The organism is Roseovarius sp. JB2-10 (assembly GCF_055693585.1).
Window position 1 is genome coordinate 896,361 of the sequence record NZ_CM146337.1, and the last position, 19,569, is coordinate 915,929.

Genomic DNA, 19,569 nt, shown 5'->3' on the forward strand with positions numbered 1-19,569 from the left:
TTCAAATCCCTTTTGCCCGGGGTTCACTTTCCATAGGCATCTCAAGCCCGGATGCCGTAACAAGAGCCCCGGAGCTGATCAGGTGGCTTGCAGATTGAAGATCAGGCGCAAGATAACGGTCCGCGTTCAGCGCAGGAATATCCTGGCGCAACCTGGCGATGACAGCTTGCAATGGACGGCTTGATCTTAGGGGTGCTCGGAACTCAATGCCTTGCGCACCGCACATCGCTTCAACACCCAAAATGGTCGACAGGTTTGAGTTCATGCGCTGTAACCGCCGCGCCGCATGTGCCGCCATGGACACGTGATCTTCCTGGTTGGCGCTTGTTGGTGTTGAATCGGTTGTGCAGGGGTTTGCCAGATGCTTATTTTCGCTCATCAGCGCGGCCGTGGTTACTTCTGCGATCATCATGCCCGAGTTCAACCCGGGGTCTGGTGTCAGGAACGGTGGAAGATCGAAACTGAGTGTTGGGTCAACCATGAGGGCAACGCGCCGTTGTGAAATTGCCCCGATTTCAGCAATGGCCATGGCAATCTGATCGGCCGCGAACCCCACAGGCTCGGCGTGAAAGTTGCCGCCGCTCACGATGCGACCCTGTTCCACCAGAACTAGCGGGTTATCCGTGACAGCGTTGGCTTCAATTTCGAGCGTGCATGCGGCTTGATGCAGCAAATCGATGGCTGATCCACTCACCTGAGCCTGGCAGCGAATACAATACGGATCTTGTACCCGGGTATCACCTTCCCGATGACTTTCGCGGATGGCGCTGCCATCCATCAGGGCGCGTTGTAGCCTCGCCGCTATAATTTGTCCCGAATGTCCGCGCAAAACGTGAATATCGTCTTCTAAAGGCGCCGTGGAGCCCATGATTGCGTCGGTTGATAGCGCGGCGGTCACTATGCAGGATTGCGCGTTGTTCCATGCGCCCCATAGCCCGGCCAAAGCGCAGGCCGTGGAAAATTGAGTCCCGTTTATGAGCGCAAGCCCTTCCTTGGGCCCCAAGGTAATTGGTTCTATTTCAGCGTTTTTGAGCGCTTTTCGCCCGGATACTCTTTCGTTGTTGTAGAACGCTTCGCCCTCACCAATCATGATGGCGGCCATATGTGCTAGCGGGGCAAGATCGCCCGACGCGCCGACGGAGCCCTGATCCGGAACAACAGGTGTCACACCCTTTTCCAACATTTCTTCGATAAGATGGACGGTTGATTGTTTCACGCCTGACGCGCCCCGCCCGAACGAAACCAGTTTCAATATCATCATCAACCTGGTCGTTTTCACATCCAATGCTTCGCCCACGCCGCAGCAATGGCTGAGGATCAGATTGCGCTGGAGAACACTTGTGTCTTTTGACGGGATTTTGACATTGGCCAGTTTTCCAAAACCAGTGTTGATACCGTAAATCGGCGCGTCACTTTGGGCTGCCTTGGCAACCAGATCTGCCGCCGCATCGATTTTGGCCATCGCTGAAGGGTCTACCCGAGCAGAAAGCGCATGCCGCCAAATTTTCTCTAACTGCAGGATGGAAGTGGATCCAGGGATCAGAATTTCCGTCATCCCTGACCTCCAAACATGCGCCGTTCCAATGGGTTTTTTCCAATCCAATAGGGCAATTCTGCAGGTTCGGTGACGTTCCAGATCGCCAGATCGGCACGTTTCCCCGGCGCGATTGTGCCGCAATCATTTAACCCCAGTGCCTTTGCTGCATGGCACGTTACCCCGGCAACGGCCTCCTCTACGGTCATGCCAAACAGAGTGCATCCCATGTTCATTGCAAGCAGCAGGGAGGTCAAAGGTGACGAACCTGGATTGCAATCCGTGGCCAAAGCCATTGGGACGTTTTGCGCACGAAACGCGTCAACGGGCGGTCGTTGGGTTTCGCGCAACGTATAGAACGCGCCGGGCAACAAGACGGCGACGCTGCCGGCGCTGGCCATGGCCCGTGCATCTTCGTTCGTTGCATACTCTACGTGGTCTACGGACAACGCGTTGTGCTGGGCGGCCAATTGCGTGCCGCCAATATTACTGAGCTGTTCAGCGTGTAATTTAACCGGAAGCCCGAGCTTTTTTGCCGTTTCAAACATGCGGGCTATTTGCGGCGCATCAAATGCTATGCACTCACAAAAACCGTCCACGGCATCGACCAAATTTTCGCTATGGGCTGCTTCAAGCGCGGGGATGCAGACGTCGTCAATATACGCATCCTTCCGACCCGAGTATTCCTCCGGTACGGCATGAGCACCCAAAAACGACGTTTTCACGCGTATCGGGCGCGCGGATTTTATTTCGCTGGCAACGCGCAGCATCTTAAGCTCTGTGTCCAAATCTAACCCGTAGCCAGATTTAATTTCTACGGTACTGACACCTTGCGCGATCAACTCGTCCACACGGGCCAGAGCGCCAGCAAGCAGGGACGCTTCCGTTGCCGCCCGCGTTGCGCTGACCGTGGATACGATACCACCACCAGCCCGGGCAATTTCCTCGTAACTCGCTCCCTTGAGCCGCATCTCAAATTCATTGGCACGATTCCCGCCAAAAACGATGTGTGTGTGGCAATCAATTAGCCCTGGCGTCACCAATCGGCCTTGCAAATCTTCTTCAGGGCCATCGTGTCCTTGCGGCGCGTCATTTTCCGACCCAACCCAATTAACTAGACCCTGTTTCACCAGAATCGCACCATTCTTGATCAACCCATAGGGCTGACCACCGGCCATCGTGGCCACCTGTGCATTCCGCAAAAGCATCCAAACAACTTTCTTGAGTCCTCGAGTCGCGCCTGATATTATGTATAGACATAATAATCTGTCAAGCGGGGCCATCATGCAAACGATTTGGGCGGAACATGCTCTTTTGCCTGCCGGTTGGGTCCAAAACGTGGCCGTCACGATTGGAAAAAGCGGCCAGATTGACAGCGTTAGCACCGATCAACCTCGCTCCGGCCATACCGTGGGCATTCTGCTGCCAGCCCCGGCGAATGCACATTCGCACGCGTTTCAACGCGCCATGGCCGGTCTGACCGAATCCCGCGGGCCAGACCCGCGCGACAGTTTCTGGACATGGCGACGGCTGATGTATCAGTTTCTGGATCACCTGGACCCGGATCAGGTGCAGGCAATCACCGCCTTGGTCCAAATGGAAATGCTCGAGGCGGGCTTTGCCACAAATGTCGAATTTCACTACCTGCACCACCAGCCAGGCGGTGTGCCGTACGATACTTTGGCTGAAATGTCGCATCGCGTTGCCGCAGCGGCCGAGCAAACAGGCATCGGCCTGACGCTATTGCCGGTACAGTATGAATTTGGCGGGTGTGACAAGCGGGCGCTGACATCCGGACAAATCCGTTTTGGAAACAACCCTAACCAATTCGCTCGTTTGGTCGAAAGTGCGCGATCTGCCCTGCGTCGATTGCCTGCTGACACTGTAATGGGCATTGCACCACATTCGCTGCGTGCGGTTTCGCCGGAAAACGTGTCTATTTCTGCGCAACTTATACCGAATGGGCCAGTTCACATGCATCTTGCTGAGCAGGTTGCAGAGGTAGAAGAAGTCAAATCCTCCTATGGGCAGCGCCCGGTGGCATGGCTGCTGGACAACGTGGATATAAATGATCGCTGGTGCCTGATCCATTGCACGCAGATGGAGCATCATGAAACCATGGCCCTCGCCCGGACCGGTGCCGTGGCAGGCTTGTGCCCGATCACAGAATCGAACCTCGGCGATGGCATTTTCGATGGCGTTAGGTGGTTGGAAAGCAACGGGCGAATTGCCATCGGATCCGATTCCAATATCCGCATATCCCTGTCGGAAGAGGTACGCACGCTGGACTATTCGCAACGCTTGCGGGATCACTCCCGCGCCGCCCTGGCGACATCAGAGTTTTCAACGGGCCGCCGCCTTTATGATGCAATCTGCACTGGCGGGGCGCAGGCGGCAGGCCGGAATTCCGGAAGTATCGCCACCGGACAATGGGCAGATTTATTGACCCTGGATGCGACGCATATCGATCTGGCGGATCAATCAGGTGACCAGCTATTGGATTGCTGGATGTTTGCCGGGGATGACCACATGGTGCGCGACGTCTGGTCCGCAGGTCGGCATCTGGTCAAGGACGGTCGCCACCATGCCCGCGATACGATTACAGCCAACTACACGCGCGCGATGAAATCTCTGAGGGATGTTTTATGAGCAATCCGCAGTTTCGAAACTGGCAAGCCATTCAGGCGGAGGTGCTGCGCCGGATTCACGCGCGCGATTGGCCGCCCGGTCATACCATTCCAAACGAGGCCGATCTGGCGCTGGAATTCGGGTGCGCGCGCGCCACTGTGAACCGTGCCCTGCAGTCACTGGCCGACGCGGGCATGCTTGAACGCCGGCGCAAAGCGGGCACGCGCGTAGCCCTACATCCGATCAGCAAGGCAACAGTCGACATTCCTGTCATCCGGCAGGAAATCGAAGAGCGGAGTATGACCTACGCCTATCAGCTGATTGCTCATGAATCCGCCACACCCCCTGCGGTTCTCGGGCCGGACTCTACCGGCATTCACGTCACCGCCCTGCACCGGGCGAACGGCGCCCCTTATGTTATCGAAGATCGATGGATCAACACAACCACCGTGCCCGCAGCCCTTGATCAGACCTTTGAAGAGATCAGCGCGAATGAATGGCTGATCACCTCGGCGCCCTATACCCACGGCGACATCTCTTTCATGTCAGCGCCGGCCACGGGCTTTGAGGCCAAACACCTCAGAACCCGTCAGGGTGATGCGGTTTTTGTGATAGATCGGACCACATGGGACCGGGGCCAGACAGTGACATCTGTCCGATTGACCTATGCGCCGGGCTACAGCATTCGCACGGCTATTGGGACGGGTTTTGGCACGGAACAGGATGCTTAAAATAGTTGCCGGCATTCAGCCTTCGCTGGCCAGCAGCGCCGGTAGGCCCACGCGGTAGGTGGGGTAGCGCAGTTTCACGCCCAACTCTTCCTTGATGCGCGTGTTCCTGATGCGTTTGGATTCTGCATAGAAGCTCCGCGCCATCGGGCTCATCTCAGCCTCTTCGATTGGAATGGCGGGCGGGATTGGCAATCCCAGCAGTTCGGCCGCATGGGCAATTACATCCTGTGGAGGCGCAGGCTCATCATCGCAAACGTTGTAAGCACGTCCCGGATTGGGCTGAGCAATGGACGCCGCCAGGATTTGTGCGATGTCTTCGACATGGATGCGGCTGAAGACCTGGTTTTTCTTGATGATGCGCCGCGCTGTGCCCTGCCTGACCTTTTCAAAGGGTCCCCGTCCCGGCCCATAGATCCCCGCCAGTCGAAAGATATGTACGGGTAATCCGGGCACGGAAAGCCATCTGTTTTCCGCATCCTTGCGCATCCTGCCCCGCTCGGTTGAGGGGCGCAGCTCGTCCACTTCATCAATCCAACCACCCTGATGGTTGCCGTACACACCGGTTGTCGACAAATAGCCGAACCACTCAAGTTGTGAGGCAATCCCGGCAAGATCGTCGCGGTAAGCGTTGAACACAGGATCGCCACCCTCGTTGGGACCGGCAGATGTCAGCACATGGGTGGCCTGTGCAAAAGCTTGCGTCAGATCACCATCTGGCCAAAGCACGGGGATCACGCCCTGGTTTTCCAGCAGCGCCGTCTTTTCTGGTTTGCGCGTTGTCCCGTAGATGGTCCAGCCCATCGGCAGCAGCAATTCTGCCAACGCCTGCGCGGAATACCCGTGACCGAATGAAATCAAAACCTTGCTCATGGCACCTTAATGGTAGTGCCATGGGGCAATGGCAAGGGTTTCAGGCGTGCATCTTTTTCTTGCGCCCGCGCGTTGTCGCGGTTGCCGCTTCACTGCCATCATGGAAGGTTCCGAACCACCGGTCCCACGGCATCTCCTGATTGCCGTAGTTACATTCATAATACCGATGATGCAGTTGGTGGTAGAACGTGCCCAAGGCCAGACGGCGTTTGTCCTTGATCAACAAGTCCTCATAGCCCGTGTGCGTCATAGCCGCGCCCGGGCCCTGATAGATCACGTGGAAAATCAGATGAACCGGGTGCGACGCCACAACCCAATGGATGCAGAGCGTGGTGAGGTAGATGAAATGCTCAATCGGGTGCATCGACAGGCCGGACCATGGCCCAATGTTAACGTTGCGGTGGTGCAGCGAATGCACGCGCTTGTAGAGGAACGGGACATGCAGCAACCGGTGCGCCCAATAGAAGTGAAAAGCACTCCAGATCGGCAAGAGGATCAAGGCGAGAATGAACCAGACCGGGTTGGAGGCGAAGGTGATCGTAGGCGCGTATCCATTGGCCATCAGCCACATTGTGATGACCTGAAACGCCGTTAGCTGCGCCACACCGGACCCCAAGGACCAGAACATGTTGTCATGGACCTGATTGGAAAAATCCCACAGCTTGTTGCCTTTGGCCGGATCGCGCTTGTCAAACTTGAGCGTCTTGCCCTGGCCCTTGCGCATGTAGAAGTACCAATGCAAGCCACCCGCGATCACGATCATCAAGCCCATGTTCACGAGCCATGTCTGGAAAATCCAGCCAAACGCAAAACTCCGAGCGGTTTCAAGCGATGGGTAGAGTGTGAGCCACGCAACCACCGCAAGGATCACCATCATCACCCGTTCACTCAGCATCAGCCAGTTGCGCAGAAACCAACGGGCCAGAAACCGTGGGTCTGGCGGCCAGCTGAAAATCGACGGATTTTCCAAGGGTAGGTCGGGATGGTAGTTCCACTCGCGGGATTGGTTGCCTGTGTTTTCAGACATGTTTCAGCTCCGGTATTCGAACAGCGCAGAGATCAGGAAGCGTAGGTTGAGCCTTCCTCATCCAGAATGGCTTTGAGTTCTGACAGATGTTTATCCGCCTGCCCGGGGTAGTCTTCCAGTTCCTTGGCCGTGCTTTCCGCAATCTCGTCCGAGAGCACGCGCAACGGCTGACCTGTCCAGAGCGCCTTGATATAGGTCTCGCAGGCACGCTCGAAATAATAGAGCCGGTTGAAGGTTTCGGCGACGGTCTGGCCAATCACCATGATCCCGTGATTGCCCATGACCAGCACGGTTTTGGACCGGTCGGTCAGGTTGGAACAGCAGCGCTCAGCTTCTTCCTCGAACGCCAGACCGCCGAAGTGATTATCCACCGCCACGCGGTTGTAAAAGGTCGCCGTGTTTTGATCGATCGGTGGCAAGGTGCTATCCGCCATTGACGCCAGAACCGTGGCATGGATGGAATGCACATGCATGGCACAGCGTGCATGCGGGCACATCCGGTGCAACGCGCCGTGCAGACCCCAGGCGGTGGGGTCAGGCGCGTCGGGACCCTTGAGCGATTCCGGATCGTTGGCGTCCAGCAATAGCAGGTCACTTGCCTTGATCCGGCTGAAATGTTTCTGGTTCGGGTTCATCAGAAATTGCGTGCCATCCTCGTTCACCGCGAGAGAGAAGTGATTGGCGACGGCTTCATGCATGTTCAACCGCTCGGTCCAGCGGAACGCAGCCGCCAGATCAACACGTTCATTCCAATGCGCCATGTTCGGACGAAGCTCGGTAACAGACATGTGCAGGTCTCCTATGATGTGCTGGACAGAAGGTGCCGCGTCACACGGTGCTTTACCAACGAAAAAATTACAGCCATGCTATAAGTTCAACTAATGGGCAATTTATACCGATGCGTAAATCCCTCCCTCCCCTGAACTGGCTGCGGGCGTTTGAGGCCGCGGCCCGGCACCTGTCCTTCACCGCTGCCGCGGCTGAACTGAACATGACCCAAAGTGCCGTCAGCCAGCAGATAAAATCGCTTGAAGGCCATATGGGACGCGCGCTTTTTCATCGCCGCCCACGGACGCTGGAGCTTACGGAAACCGGTTCCAGTTACCTGCCCATCGTGCGGGATGCATTCCGGACGCTGTCGCGCGGTACGCTGGCCGTCACCGGCGGCAGTGAAACCGTGGTCCAGGTGCACACGAACATGAGTTTTGGCACATTTTGGCTGGCCCCGCGTCTTGGCCGTTTCTATGCGCGCCACCCTGATGTGCGATTGAACATCATCGCAGAGCTTTGGGAGCAGGCCGCTGGCATCGCCCCGGGTGCCGATGTGGAAATCCGGTATTCGGTTCGCCCGTCCGATGGTGTTGTCGCACAAAAACTCATTCAGGATTATGCCTACCCGGTTGCCGCGCCGGGATGGCAGGGCAGCCTCGAAGACATCTCGCGCGAAACGCTCTTTGACTGCGCCAACCTGATGGCAACCTGGGCCGCGTGGGGCGAAGAACAGGGCTTCGATTGGTCCGACCTCAACGTGACATATGCCACCACCTACGCCATTGCCCTGTCAGCGGCCATTTCCGGCGCGGGTCTTTGCATGGCCCATGACACGATCGCCGGACACCTGATCGAAACCGGCCGTTTGCAGCGCCTGTTCGACCACCGGTCAAAAATGCAGGAGGCCTATTACCTGATCACCGCACCCCACATCGCGGAAATTCCGGGCGCTCAGGCCTTCATTGATTGGCTGCTCGAAGAAATGGCGCAGGATCAAAGCGGGCGGGACGCAACCCAGGCATAGCCGTTTTCACAGAGGATGTACGTCTCACGCAGGCCATGCGGCTTGTCTGTCGGGGCTTGCAAGATATGGGCACCCAAGGCTTCGGCCCGTGCGGCGGCCTGATCCGGGTCTGTTTGATAGAGCCTTAGCTCCGCGCCAGCGCCCCGCGCACCCGCCTCGGGCAGGAGCCCCAGCAGCGGGTTGGAATGATACGTCCCATCCGCATGTAATTGCATCACCTGGCCATGATACCACATGATTGCAAAATCCGGTGTGGGCTGATGAGCCGTCATCTCAAAAATTTCGGTCAGGAAAGTGACCTGTGCTGCCACATCACGCACAAGGATGTTCAGCCCAATCCCAGTCAAAGATGCGCCAAAATCTTCGGCGCTCACCGTCTCATAATCCATGCCAACCCCCTGTTTGAGGACAGCTTGATCCCGCTCTGTCGGCGTGTCAACTTACGTGGAACGCGGCAAACGACGACACCTTGTCATTCCCCTCGTCATCCGTCAGGAAAAACCATGAACCTCCATGACCAGAATGTTGACTTGATCACACCCAATGTGCCCGCGCGGCAGGAATTCACAAACGCCGTGGCCGCCGTTGATCATCTGGTGGAATTGTACGACAGCGCCGCCAAATTTTTGTGCCACTCCTTCACCGAAGCCATCAACGGCAACGTTCCCAAAAAGAAAGTGCGCGCCTTTTACCCCGAAATTCGCATCACGACCCGCTCCTTTGGCCAGATCGACAGTCGCCTGAGCTTTGGCCATGTCTCAGCACCCGGCACATATGCGGCAACCATCACGCGGCCCACCTTATTTCGGAGCTACCTTGAGCAACAGATTGCACTGCTCCTGGAAAATCATAACGTTCCCGTCTGTATCTCGGTATCCGACACGCCCATCCCGGTGCATTTCGCCGTTGCCAATGAGCCAGATATCACCGTCCCTCAGGAAGGTGCTGCGGATTTCACCCTGCGCGACAAGTTTGATGTGCCTGATCTGAGCACGACCAATGATGATATCGTCAACGGCACATTCCAACCCGGAGCAGATGGCGTTGGTCCTTTGGCGCCATTTTCGGCCCAGCGCGTGGATTATTCACTGGCGCGTCTGGCGCATTACACGGCAACCGATCCCGCGCATTTTCAAAACCACGTTCTGTTTACGAACTACCAGTTCTATGTCGCAGAATTCGAAAAATATGCGCGCAAGGTTCTGGACGATCCTGACAGCGGATACACCTCATTTGTCAGCACCGGTAATGTGGAAATCAAAAACCCGGATGCGAAAATTCAGCGCCCCAGTCAATTGCCTCAGATGCCGTCTTACCACCTCAAGCGCGCGGATGGCATGGGGATTACTCTGGTCAATATCGGCGTTGGACCGTCCAACGCCAAAACTGCAACCGATCACATCGCCGTTTTGCGTCCGCATGCGTGGTTGATGGTGGGCCATTGTGCCGGGTTGCGGAATTCGCAAAGTCTGGGTGATTTTGTCCTCGCCCATGCCTATTTGCGCGAAGATGGTGTGCTGGACGCAGATATCCCCGCATGGGTGCCAATTCCAGCGTTGGCAGAAATTCAGATTGCGTTGGAGCGGTCCGTGGCGGATGTCACTCAGCTCGATGGATACGACCTCAAACGCGTGATGCGAACCGGCACAGTGGCCAGCTTTGACAATCGAAACTGGGAACTGCGAGATCAGTCAGGTCCGGTACAGCGCCTGAGCCAATCACGCGCCATTGCACTGGACATGGAAAGCGCCACAATTGCCGCCAATGGCTTCCGTTTCCGGGTGCCATATGGCACGTTGCTTTGTGTCAGCGATAAACCCCTGCATGGCGAATTAAAACTGCCCGGAATGGCCAGCGATTTTTACAAAGCACAGGTCTCCCGCCACTTGATGATTGGGATTCGAGCGATGGAAAAACTAGCCGAAATGCCGCTGGAAAGGTTGCATAGCCGCAAATTGCGCTCCTTTGACGAGACCGCCTTCCTCTAACCCGGCGTAAATCAGCACAAAATGCACGAAAAACGCTTGCTTTAGGCCACTATTCGTTGTGTTCATACACAAGATAGCGTTAGATTATGCGCATGAGGCCCAATAGCCGGGCAGTTGAAGGAGACCATAAAATGGCAAAACCGATGACCAAAACACAGCTTGTATCTGCTCTGGCCGACGAAATGGGCAGCGACAAGAAAACCGCGAGCGGCGCACTGGATGCCGTGATCTCGATCATCACACGCGAAGTGTCCGGCGGCGGCGCTGTGACCCTGCCAGGTGTTGGCAAAATCTATTGCCGTGAACGCCCTGAGCGTATGGTGCGCAACCCTGCCACCGGCGAGCAAATCAAAAAAGACGCCGACAAGGTTGTTAAAATGACAATCGCCAAGGCACTCAAGGACAGCGTCAACGGCTGATCTTGTAATTGACCAAAGTTTCGGAAAGGGTCGCCTTAGGGCGGCCCTTTTCAGTTTTGGAGCATTGGCATGGATATTCGGGCAATCGTCGCGGGCATCGCCTTTGCTTTCATGTGGTCCAGCGCATTTACATCCGCTCGGATCATCGTGGCCAACGCACCGCCACTCACTGCTCTTTCGCTGCGATTTTTGATCTCTGGCATGCTGGGTGTGCTGATCGCTTGGATGTTGGGCCAAAGCTGGAAACTAAGCCCGTCTCAATGGCGTGCAACGATCATTTTCGGGATCTGCCAAAACGCGCTCTATCTGGGCCTCAACTTTGTCGCCATGCAGACAATCGAAGCGTCGCTTGCTGCGATCATTGCGTCGACCATGCCATTGCTGGTCGCGTTGGCCGGTTGGGCGTTTTACGGCGAACGGGTCAGCCTATTGGGCTTCATCGGCCTGACCGGTGGCTTAATCGGGGTCGTGATCATCATGGGCGCGCGCCTTCAGGGCGGCATAGACATGATGGGCCTGGGTTTGTGCATTCTGGGTGTGATTGCCCTGACATTCGCTACGCTCGCCGTACGTGGCGCGACATCCGGTGGAAATTTCCTGATGGTTGTCGGCCTGCAGATGCTGGTCGGCAGTGCCGTACTGAGCTTGGCAGCGTTAACCACCGAAACCATCGACATTACCTGGAGCTGGCAATTGATCGCCGCCTTTGCCTATACCACTCTTATCCCCGGGCTGGCGGCTACCTTGGTCTGGTTTTGGCTGGTCAACCGCATCGGCGCGATCAAGGCAGCAACATTTCACTTCCTCAATCCGTTTTTGGGCGTGGTCATCGCGGCAATTATACTGGGCGAAAACCTGGGTATGCGCGAAGCATTTGGTGTTGCAGTGATTGCCTTAGGTATTCTGGCGGTTCAACTATCTCGGCAAACGGCCAAATAGACCGGCGGTCTCACCCAATTTTACCGCGTGGACCGTCGCCCACCTGACCTCGGTGCAACAGCAATTGATCCAGCAAAACGCAGGCCATCATCGCCTCACCGACAGGTACGGCTCGGATGCCCACACAAGGATCATGACGGCCCTTGGTCACAACCTCCGTCGGTGTGCCATCCATGCGGATTGATTTGCGTGGGCTCAATATCGAAGAGGTGGGTTTGACGGCAAACCGCACAACGATGTCCTGCCCCGTCGAAATGCCGCCGAGGATACCGCCAGCATGGTTCGAGGAATAGACGGGCTGCCCGTCATTCCCCATGAAAATCTCATCGGCATTCTGCGTACCGGTCAACATCGCGGCGGACATGCCTTCGCCAATCTCGACACCCTTGACCGCATTGATCGACATCATCGCCGCAGCCAATTCAGTGTCTAACTTGCCATAAACCGGGGCGCCCAACCCTGCAGGCGCTCCCTGCGCTACAACTTCGATCACAGCACCGACAGAGTTGTGATCTTTGCGTAGCTTCTGCAGATAGTCTTCCCACTCGGGTGCCGCCTGTGCGTCCGGTATCCAGAAATCATTGCCGTCAATCGCGTCCCAATCGAAACGATCCCGGTTGATTTCCATCTCACCCATCCGGGTCATGTATCCTTTAATGCGAATACCTGGAATGAGGTCTTCAAGCGCGGCGCGCGCAACACCACCTGCCGCCACACGCGCGGCGGTTTCACGCGCTGAACTGCGTCCACCGCCACGGTAATCTCTGATCCCGTATTTCTGATGGTACGTGATATCCGCATGTCCGGGTCGGAAAGTTTGGGCAATATCGCCGTAATCCTTCGACCGTTGGTCGGTGTTTTTGATCATCAACTGGATGGGCGTTCCGGTTGTTTGCCCTTCGAAAACGCCCGACAGAATCTGTACCGCGTCGGGTTCATTGCGTTGGGTCATGTTCTTGTTCTGACCCGGGCGTCGTTTATCCAGCCAGTGCTGCAGCATGGCCTCATCGATGGAAATTCCCGGCGGGCAGCCATCAACCGTTGCCCCAAGCGCGGGACCGTGACTTTCACCCCATGTGGTGACCTTGAAAAGATGTCCAAACGAATTGACGCTCATCTGTCGGCTCCTTCCGCGTCGGTCTAACGACGCGAGGCCAATGGCTCAAGTCCAATTGCAGCATCCGTCAAAGCGCTTACGCATCTGTTGCCGCATTGCGTGAAACGTTTTTTTGAGTGTCGGCAAACGCCAATGCACGGGAGGAAGTCAGTTGGGAAATTCCACAACCTTGGCAAAGCAATCGATCATATCCAATGCCTTCACAAAGCTGTCTCCCAAATTGTCTTTCACAATGTAACCAGCAATGTTGTTGTCATAAGCATGTGCGACATCAGCAGGGGCGTCGGACGTAGAGAGAACAAAGATCACGAGCCGGTGCAGTGGCGGGTTGTTTCTAACCTCATCCATGAACTCAAAACCATTCATCCGTGGCATATTTAGATCCAGAGTAACCAAGTAGGGCGGCAAGGTTTTTCCATCGCGACACTCTGCGCGAAGCATATCAAGGGCTTCCCGGCCGTCGCGCGCAACCTGAACTGGATTGATGATCTTCAGCTTTTTCAGCGCACGCTTAATGGCCAGAACACTGACCTGGTCGTCATCTATGATCAAAAACCTGACCGGTTTCGTGGGCACCTTTACAACGGGATTCGGTTCGATTGCAGTCATCTCAGATCCTTCATTTTTTGCCTAAGCCGCCAGGTCGCGGTTGAAGCTGGGCGGCGTCTTGATCGGCAGATCGAATTCAAATTTCGTGCCGCGTCCGATGCTTGGATTGGACTTGATGCGAATTGTTCCACCAAAATGTTCAACTTGTTTGCGAATAATTGCGAGGCCCAAACCGCTGCCCTCCACTTCATCTCTGGGCCGCAGCGTTTGAAACAGCCCGAAGATACGCTCGTGGTACTGCGGTTCAATTCCGGGACCATCGTCTTCGATTGTGATCTTCAGACGACCGTTTTCGACTTCACCAGTGACCTGGATCACACCGACATCTAGGTCATGGTGCTTGATCGAATTGCTGATCAAATTCATGAGAATTTGCCGCAAGGGCGTGGCGTAAGTCACAATGTCATTACTTGTCCCCGAGTAGATGATTTTGAAGTAATCGTTCGGGTCAAGCATATCGCCTGTTGATCGCACCAGTTGCGGCATCGAAAGAAGTGTCAGGTCTTCACCTTCTTTCCCCACTCTTGAATACGCCAACAGGTCACTCAGAATCAGATTGAGACGATTAACCCGCATCTGAAGCATGGCCATGTTTTCGCGTCCCTGCTCCGACAGACGGTTTTCTTCATCTTCCATCGTCCATTCCGCAAGATCCTGAATTGCACGCAGTGGCGACCTGAGATCATGAGCTGCTACATACGCGAATTTTTCTAATTCGGTATTCGATCGCCTCAACTCCTCAGCTGTCGCTTTGAACGTTTCCAAAGCCGACGCCATTTCTCCCAATTCATCATTGCCTTCAACATCGACTCTATACTCCGTCTCATTGGACGCGATTGCAGAGACTGCTTTTGTAAGGCGCGACATACGCTGATTGATTTGTTTCTCGACGATGAAAAGGTTCGCGATAACGAACACCAGAATCGAGCTCAAACCAGAAAACACCAGAAAAACAACAACCTTGTTGGCAGCATTGGCCAGAGATTGGCGTGCTTGGTCAACTTTAGTGCGCGTGCCGTTCACCAAGTCAGATGCAGCCTTGGAAATCACCTGAACGGAAGCGTTTTCAAGCGAATTCAAGGTATCAAACGACTGGCGAAGAATTCGTGATTCTCCGACTTGCTCCAAGATACCCATGTCGCCAAAAACAAGCTCTCGAATGGCAAGAACCTCTTCGGCCAGTTCTTTTCGTGCAAAGCTAGGCCGTAGCTGACTGATGAGCGTGGACACAGATTGCGACTTGAACCGAATTTCACGCTCGATTTGAGCCGCTTCCTCGATATCAGAAATCTGTCTAAAACGTGTCGCCGTACTTACGATCGCCTCGATTTCAAGCGTCAATTGGGTTACCGCATTCGCCTGTTTGAGATTTCGGGAATAGACCTGTCTGAAGTTTTCAGGGCTAATCGCACTCTCCGTTACATCTTGATCGATCAAGATCGCGGTATTGAAAGTCAGTTCTTCCAAAGCATCACGGGCCGAAACCTGGCTTTCCTTCAAGCGCTCTTCAACTTGGATTGTTGTTATTTCAAAGAGCAACATTTTGCGTTTCAGGTCGAACAGTCCATCAACGCGGCCGACAACCTTTTCCAGTGCCGTGGACATCGTTGCGGTGACGTCTAGCGCGTCATGGCGTTCGACCAACTGCCTAATTTCGCTTCTGATGGTTTGTGTTTTTTCTGTAAGTGCGTCTTTCAGCGGGATCAGATCTTCAATTTCCACGACATTCTCAACCGCGCGCAGCAATAGAATCAAATCTGTAAGATTACTTTCAATCTCCTGTGCTCGGACAAAAACCGGTACCGACGCTTCCGTCAATTCGACCGCTGTTTGATTCAGCGTTCTAATCTGGAGATACCCCAAAGCAATCGCGGCGAGCAGCACCAATGACACCGACAGGAACACGAGCCGAAGCCGGGCGACGACACTCGGTACTAGCTGAAATTGTCTCAGTGACAAATTAGAACGCCCCACGCTGCTCAGGTCTGAGAAAGATCAAATTAAGCTCAATGAATTAAACCTTCGTTAACGTTGCTAAACGAAACCTTTTGGCGCGAAACGACACTGTTTTGCGGAGAAGTTTTACTGAGAAAGGTGGAATGGTGATCTGCTCACGCCGAGAAGCGATTTTAGGTCTTGCCGCAACATTTGGGTGCGCGTTGCCCGCCGCTGCATTCAACAGGTTCGGTGATCTGCACAAGACGGTGGCCGAAAAGGTGCGCGCACTTACACAAGGTCAAGACGCTGCTTTGCGCATCCTGTTGCCCAATGGATCAAATGCAAATCTAGCGCCAGTAATTGCAGAATTTGGCCGGTTAACGGGTGTGCGAGTGACGCCCTTCGAAACTCAAGTGGACGACATAAATACCGAGTTGTCGCTGCATGTATTCAGTCAATCTGACAAATATGACATCGCCCTTCCGGCCACATTTGGTGTGCCGGATTTGGTAACTTCTGGCGCGATTCTGCCGTTAACGGCCTATGTCAATCGCCACGAACCGCCAGGATTTCGCAATGATAGCCTCTACAGAATTGGCGATGAATTTGACAATAGCGTTTATGGATTTCAGGCGGATGGCGATGCCTACCTCATGTTTTACAACAAACGAATGCTCCAAGATCCGGGTCACGCGGCGCGATATTCAGACACGTTTGGCGAAGCCTTAGAGCTTCCAAAAACTTGGGCACAGTTGGACCAGCAGATGGCCTATTTCAACCGCCCAGATGATGGTCAGTGGGGCGGGTTGCTGTTTCGATCACGCGGATATCTAGCATGGGAATGGTGGGTGCGGTTTCACGCAAAGGGCGTGTGGCCGTTTTCTCCGGAAATGGACCCGCAGATTGCATCTGACCATGGTGTGGCGGCTTTGGAAGAGCTGATAAGAGCAACGCAAAGTCAAAGCCCGGAGGTCTTCGACTTGGGCCTATTTGAGAATTGGGAAAGATACAGCCGCGGCGACATTTACTGCAACATTAGATGGGGTGGATCACAGAAGTATCTGAATTCGAGCGCTTCTGCGATGCGCGGCAACATCGTTTATGGCCCAATGCCGGGTGGTATCGTGGATGGAACCCTCCTGGAAACACCATATTTCAATTGGGGGTGGAGTTACGTCGTTCCCCGCAGCACGCGTTTCCCCGAAATTGCGTACCTTTTCTCACTCTTTGCATCGACGCCTGCCATGTCCACTTTGGCCGTGCGTGAAAAAGACGGATTTTTCGATCCGCACAGACCGGAACATTACGACGACCTGGGAATCCAGCAGACCTATTCGCCCGAATTCCTGGAGGTTCATCGCAACAGCCTCGAGGCCGCAATCCCTGATTTGTACCTGCAGGGTCAGAGCGAATATTTCCGCATTCTGAATGAAGGTCTTCACAAAGCCCTGACACAAGACCTCAAACCACGGCAGGCATTGGAGCAGATCTCTCGCCGGTGGCAAGTCACGACCGACAGCTATGGCCGCCAAGCCCAGATCAAGCGGTGGAGCCATTTGAAACGCAAATATCCCGCTCAAACCCGGACCAAACTCAAAAACACTGTCTAAACACCATCTCATCGAAACATTGAGCGCTTTGGGTCCGATGCGGAAAATCTAACGCATTTTCTTAATAGTCGGGCAAAACTCCTGCTTTGGCAGACGGATCCGGCGATGCGTTTTGGCGATTAACAAACAATTATCAATTCTTCAATAAACCCAAAGAAATAGCAGGATTGAGGGTTCAGATGGGAATACGCCAAGTCGACGCAGAAGTTTCGCAAGGAGCGGAGCAACTTCACAAGAAGGTAGGCTCGCAGGAATTTGAAGACTTCATTTATCTTCTGAGCCATGACATCCGAAATTCCGTTCGCGCACTTCTGGAAGTGCCGCAATGGATCCAAGATGACCTGATTGAAGCCGGATACCGGATCAATGCACCATTGCAGGAAAATCTTGCGTTGATGAACATCCACACCCGGCGTTTAGATCGTATGCTTATCGACCTGCTGGTTTACTCCCGCGCTGGACGCATGCAGGTTGTGAAATCCGTCGATATCTCAGAAGCCGTAGCAATTGTTCTGGATCAACTCAGTGTACCTGCGGGCTTCGATGTTGAATTGAACCTTAAATGCACTGAAATCAGGATGGGTGACCGGGATATACTTACATTGCTGTCAGCCCTGATTTCCAACGCGATCAAACATCACGACATGAGCCAGGGGACCGTCAAAGTGTCGACTGTCAAGAAGGCGGGTAACTGCGTCATTACCGTTTCGGATGATGGTCCCGGTATCCCCGAAAAGTACCGCGACCGTGTTTTTGAAGTAATGACCACGTTAAAGCCACGCGACGAAATCGAAGGCAGCGGTATGGGTTTGGCATTGGTTCGTAAAATCGTCGATATCTACGGTGGCCAAATCAAATGGTTGTCTGATCCATCAGAACGCGGCACGTCGATTGAGCTGAAATTCCCAACCTAGCGTTTCACGACCCGCGCCTACGACCCAGACTCTGGCGGAACAATCCAGTTTGAATTTGCGCGGAATCCGCCCAGCCTCCAGAAACCCAACACTGCAAAACGCAAAAATACCCAGTGGGGATGCGATTTGCAGCCGATTTTTTCCTGCAACACTTGCCAAGCCTGAAGTAGGCTTTACAGGGTAAGGGTGACAGCGGCCCGGCGGGCGAGGAGAGGATCGAAAATGGCCAATCATCTGTATCAGAACGATCTCCCGGATGGGCTCGACCTTGGGCCTGTTGTGGCCATCGATTGCGAAACCATGGGGCTCAACCCGCACCGCGACAGACTATGTGTTGTGCAGATGTCGGGCGGAGATGGTGACGCCCATATAGTTCAGATCGCTCTCGGCCAAACCGAAGCGCCCAACCTTGCCGCAATGCTGGAAAACCCAAACGTCCTGAAATTATTCCATTTCGGTCGCTTCGATATAGCAGCGCTCTTTCATGCATTCGGGGCCCTTACCGCGCCTGTTTATTGTACCAAGATTGCAAGCAAACTTATCCGCACTTACACGGACCGCCACGGGTTAAAAAATCTCCTGCAGGAATTGCTGAATGTGGATGTTTCCAAACAACAGCAATCGTCAGATTGGGGTGCTGCAAACCTGACCGACGCACAGTTGGATTATGCGGCGTCGGATGTGCTTTATCTGCATGCGCTTCGGGAGGAACTGGACAAACGGCTGGAGCGTGAGAACCGGATCGAGTTGGCGCAGTCGTGTTTTGATTTCTTGCCCACCCGCGCATGTCTGGATCTGGCAGGATGGCCAGAAATCGACATTTTCGCACACTGATGGCTTTGCGCGACAATCTCTATTCACACGTCATTGCGTGGATGAAAATCATCCTACCGCTTGCCGCACTCGGAATTCTCTCAACACTTTTTCTCATCTCCCGTACGATTGACCCCACGGATTCTATTCCGGTAGCACAGATCGATCTCGAACAACGCGCGCAAGAGTTAGGGGCGACGAACCCGTCATTTGCCGGTGTATCCGGGCGCGGCGATCAAATTACATTTCAGGCCATCAGGGCAATCCCCGACCCGGAAGATCCAGAGCATCTCGTGGCGACGGACGTTACCGCTCAACTAGGTCTGATCTCGGGAACTGTCATCGACATAACGTCCAAAAATGCGGATATGCACCAAAGCAAATACACGGCGACTTTGAATGGCGATGTACATGTGACGACCACGTCCGGTTATGAAATCACTACCGAAACTCTCTGGACACGTCTTGACGAACTGTATGCAGAAACACCCGGGCAAGTCGATGGCCGGGGCCCTCCTGGTGACTTGACGGCTGGTAAAATGGTATTGCGAACAGACCCTGAAACAGGACAAGCAGAATTGATTTTCACTCAGGGCGTCAAGTTGATATATACGCCATCAGAAACCAAGGAATAATT

The 19,569-nt window shown here is 54.5% G+C and carries 19 protein-coding genes; 10 read left to right on the top strand and 9 right to left on the bottom strand.

Annotation, left to right across the window (positions count from 1 at the left end; all coding sequences use genetic code 11):
* Position 1: 1 nt before the first annotated feature.
* Together hutH and hutI are read right to left on the bottom strand one after the other, a co-directional pair.
* A complete protein-coding gene (gene hutH, locus ACZ1HJ_RS04500) occupies positions 2-1,555 on the bottom strand; it encodes a histidine ammonia-lyase (protein WP_472721140.1) in 1,554 nt (517 codons plus the stop codon).
* Positions 1,552-2,742: an imidazolonepropionase gene (gene hutI, locus ACZ1HJ_RS04505; protein WP_472722151.1), complete on the bottom strand. Its 1,191-nt coding sequence runs from the start codon at positions 2,740-2,742 to the stop codon at positions 1,552-1,554. The genes hutH and hutI overlap by 4 nt, the downstream gene beginning before the upstream one ends.
* 76 nt (positions 2,743-2,818) lie before the next feature.
* Here hutI and ACZ1HJ_RS04510 point away from each other — a divergent pair, with 76 nt between their 5' ends.
* The gene (locus ACZ1HJ_RS04510) at positions 2,819-4,183 is read left to right on the top strand and encodes a formimidoylglutamate deiminase (RefSeq protein ID WP_472721141.1); all 1,365 of its coding nucleotides are present in this window, start codon (positions 2,819-2,821) and stop codon (positions 4,181-4,183) included.
* The gene (locus ACZ1HJ_RS04515; protein WP_472721142.1) at positions 4,180-4,893 is read left to right on the top strand and encodes a UTRA domain-containing protein; all 714 of its coding nucleotides are present in this window, start codon (positions 4,180-4,182) and stop codon (positions 4,891-4,893) included. Before ACZ1HJ_RS04510 ends, ACZ1HJ_RS04515 begins: the two co-directional genes overlap by 4 nt.
* Before the next feature lie 15 nt (positions 4,894-4,908).
* Here ACZ1HJ_RS04515 and ACZ1HJ_RS04520 read toward each other — a convergent pair whose 3' ends face one another.
* The 3 genes from ACZ1HJ_RS04520 to ACZ1HJ_RS04530 are packed head-to-tail and all read right to left on the bottom strand — an operon-like array spanning position 4,909 to position 7,578.
* A complete protein-coding gene (locus ACZ1HJ_RS04520) occupies positions 4,909-5,763 on the bottom strand; it encodes an SDR family oxidoreductase (RefSeq protein ID WP_472721143.1) in 855 nt (284 codons plus the stop codon).
* A gap of 40 nt (positions 5,764-5,803) precedes the next feature.
* Positions 5,804-6,790: a sterol desaturase family protein gene (locus ACZ1HJ_RS04525; protein ID WP_472721144.1), complete on the bottom strand. Its 987-nt coding sequence runs from the start codon at positions 6,788-6,790 to the stop codon at positions 5,804-5,806.
* Between the two features lie 32 nt (positions 6,791-6,822).
* On the bottom strand, positions 6,823-7,578 hold the full coding sequence (locus ACZ1HJ_RS04530) for a class II aldolase and adducin N-terminal domain-containing protein (RefSeq protein ID WP_472721145.1): 756 nt from the start codon (positions 7,576-7,578) through the stop codon (positions 6,823-6,825).
* Positions 7,579-7,688: 110 nt separating this feature from the next.
* Between ACZ1HJ_RS04530 and ACZ1HJ_RS04535 the strand changes: the two genes are divergently transcribed.
* Entirely contained in the window at positions 7,689-8,585 is an 897-nt protein-coding gene (locus ACZ1HJ_RS04535) for a LysR substrate-binding domain-containing protein (RefSeq protein ID WP_472721146.1), read from the top strand.
* On the opposite strand, the gene ACZ1HJ_RS04540 is transcribed toward ACZ1HJ_RS04535, so the two are convergent.
* The gene (locus tag ACZ1HJ_RS04540) at positions 8,555-8,974 is read right to left on the bottom strand and encodes a VOC family protein (RefSeq protein ID WP_472721147.1); all 420 of its coding nucleotides are present in this window, start codon (positions 8,972-8,974) and stop codon (positions 8,555-8,557) included. The genes ACZ1HJ_RS04535 and ACZ1HJ_RS04540 overlap by 31 nt on opposite strands.
* Positions 8,975-9,088: 114 nt before the next feature.
* Between ACZ1HJ_RS04540 and ACZ1HJ_RS04545 the strand changes: the two genes are divergently transcribed.
* The 3 genes from ACZ1HJ_RS04545 (at position 9,089) to ACZ1HJ_RS04555 (ending at position 11,931) form a co-directional block, all read left to right on the top strand.
* Positions 9,089-10,573: an AMP nucleosidase gene (locus ACZ1HJ_RS04545; protein ID WP_472721148.1), complete on the top strand. Its 1,485-nt coding sequence runs from the start codon at positions 9,089-9,091 to the stop codon at positions 10,571-10,573.
* A 131-nt stretch (positions 10,574-10,704) separates the two neighbouring features.
* Positions 10,705-10,992: an HU family DNA-binding protein gene (locus tag ACZ1HJ_RS04550; protein ID WP_306114352.1), complete on the top strand. Its 288-nt coding sequence runs from the start codon at positions 10,705-10,707 to the stop codon at positions 10,990-10,992.
* A gap of 69 nt (positions 10,993-11,061) precedes the next feature.
* Complete coding sequence (locus ACZ1HJ_RS04555) at positions 11,062-11,931, top strand: DMT family transporter (protein ID WP_472721149.1); 870 nt, start codon at positions 11,062-11,064, stop codon at positions 11,929-11,931.
* Between the two features lie 10 nt (positions 11,932-11,941).
* On the opposite strand, the gene aroC is transcribed toward ACZ1HJ_RS04555, so the two are convergent.
* The 3 genes from aroC to ACZ1HJ_RS04570 all read right to left on the bottom strand — a co-directional run bounded on the left by aroC (position 11,942) and on the right by ACZ1HJ_RS04570 (position 15,562).
* Positions 11,942-13,048 (bottom strand): chorismate synthase, encoded by a 1,107-nt coding sequence (gene aroC, locus ACZ1HJ_RS04560; RefSeq protein ID WP_472721150.1) that lies wholly within the window; start codon positions 13,046-13,048, stop codon positions 11,942-11,944.
* 147 nt (positions 13,049-13,195) lie between these two features.
* Entirely contained in the window at positions 13,196-13,657 is a 462-nt protein-coding gene (locus ACZ1HJ_RS04565) for a response regulator (RefSeq protein WP_472721151.1), read from the bottom strand.
* A 21-nt stretch (positions 13,658-13,678) separates the two neighbouring features.
* Positions 13,679-15,562, bottom strand: coding sequence for a sensor histidine kinase (locus ACZ1HJ_RS04570; RefSeq protein ID WP_472721152.1), 1,884 nt, complete (start codon positions 15,560-15,562; stop codon positions 13,679-13,681).
* 194 nt (positions 15,563-15,756) lie between these two features.
* Between ACZ1HJ_RS04570 and ACZ1HJ_RS04575 the strand changes: the two genes are divergently transcribed.
* The 4 genes from ACZ1HJ_RS04575 (at position 15,757) to lptC (ending at position 19,567) form a co-directional block, all read left to right on the top strand.
* Complete coding sequence (locus ACZ1HJ_RS04575; protein WP_472721153.1) at positions 15,757-17,205, top strand: ABC transporter substrate-binding protein; 1,449 nt, start codon at positions 15,757-15,759, stop codon at positions 17,203-17,205.
* Positions 17,206-17,291: 86 nt separating this feature from the next.
* Positions 17,292-18,119, top strand: coding sequence for a sensor histidine kinase (locus ACZ1HJ_RS04580; RefSeq protein ID WP_472721154.1), 828 nt, complete (start codon positions 17,292-17,294; stop codon positions 18,117-18,119).
* 222 nt (positions 18,120-18,341) lie between these two features.
* A complete protein-coding gene (locus ACZ1HJ_RS04585; protein ID WP_472721155.1) occupies positions 18,342-18,953 on the top strand; it encodes a ribonuclease D in 612 nt (203 codons plus the stop codon).
* Complete coding sequence (gene lptC, locus ACZ1HJ_RS04590) at positions 18,923-19,567, top strand: LPS export ABC transporter periplasmic protein LptC (RefSeq protein ID WP_472721156.1); 645 nt, start codon at positions 18,923-18,925, stop codon at positions 19,565-19,567. Before ACZ1HJ_RS04585 ends, lptC begins: the two co-directional genes overlap by 31 nt.
* The last annotated feature ends 2 nt before the right edge of the window (positions 19,568-19,569 follow it).

What these genes read in the sequence shown, in the direction of transcription:
- ACZ1HJ_RS04555 (WP_472721149.1), top strand. Translation starts at nt 11,062, where the DNA reads ATGGATATTCGGGCAATCGTCGCGGGCATCGCCTTTGCTTTCATGTGG.
- ACZ1HJ_RS04535 (WP_472721146.1), top strand. Translation starts at nt 7,689, where the DNA reads ATGCGTAAATCCCTCCCTCCCCTGAACTGGCTGCGGGCGTTTGAGGCC.
- ACZ1HJ_RS04515 (WP_472721142.1), top strand. Translation starts at nt 4,180, where the DNA reads ATGAGCAATCCGCAGTTTCGAAACTGGCAAGCCATTCAGGCGGAGGTG.
- ACZ1HJ_RS04545 (WP_472721148.1), top strand. Translation starts at nt 9,089, where the DNA reads ATGAACCTCCATGACCAGAATGTTGACTTGATCACACCCAATGTGCCC.
- ACZ1HJ_RS04520 (WP_472721143.1), bottom strand. Translation starts at nt 5,763, where the DNA reads ATGAGCAAGGTTTTGATTTCATTCGGTCACGGGTATTCCGCGCAGGCG.
- ACZ1HJ_RS04575 (WP_472721153.1), top strand. Translation starts at nt 15,757, where the DNA reads ATGGTGATCTGCTCACGCCGAGAAGCGATTTTAGGTCTTGCCGCAACA.
- ACZ1HJ_RS04530 (WP_472721145.1), bottom strand. Translation starts at nt 7,578, where the DNA reads ATGTCTGTTACCGAGCTTCGTCCGAACATGGCGCATTGGAATGAACGT.
- ACZ1HJ_RS04540 (WP_472721147.1), bottom strand. Translation starts at nt 8,974, where the DNA reads ATGGATTATGAGACGGTGAGCGCCGAAGATTTTGGCGCATCTTTGACT.
- aroC (WP_472721150.1), bottom strand. Translation starts at nt 13,048, where the DNA reads ATGAGCGTCAATTCGTTTGGACATCTTTTCAAGGTCACCACATGGGGT.
- hutI (WP_472722151.1), bottom strand. Translation starts at nt 2,742, where the DNA reads ATGCTTTTGCGGAATGCACAGGTGGCCACGATGGCCGGTGGTCAGCCC.
- ACZ1HJ_RS04565 (WP_472721151.1), bottom strand. Translation starts at nt 13,657, where the DNA reads ATGACTGCAATCGAACCGAATCCCGTTGTAAAGGTGCCCACGAAACCG.
- ACZ1HJ_RS04525 (WP_472721144.1), bottom strand. Translation starts at nt 6,790, where the DNA reads ATGTCTGAAAACACAGGCAACCAATCCCGCGAGTGGAACTACCATCCC.
- ACZ1HJ_RS04550 (WP_306114352.1), top strand. Translation starts at nt 10,705, where the DNA reads ATGGCAAAACCGATGACCAAAACACAGCTTGTATCTGCTCTGGCCGAC.
- hutH (WP_472721140.1), bottom strand. Translation starts at nt 1,555, where the DNA reads ATGACGGAAATTCTGATCCCTGGATCCACTTCCATCCTGCAGTTAGAG.
- lptC (WP_472721156.1), top strand. Translation starts at nt 18,923, where the DNA reads ATGGCCAGAAATCGACATTTTCGCACACTGATGGCTTTGCGCGACAAT.
- ACZ1HJ_RS04585 (WP_472721155.1), top strand. Translation starts at nt 18,342, where the DNA reads ATGGCCAATCATCTGTATCAGAACGATCTCCCGGATGGGCTCGACCTT.
- ACZ1HJ_RS04510 (WP_472721141.1), top strand. Translation starts at nt 2,819, where the DNA reads ATGCAAACGATTTGGGCGGAACATGCTCTTTTGCCTGCCGGTTGGGTC.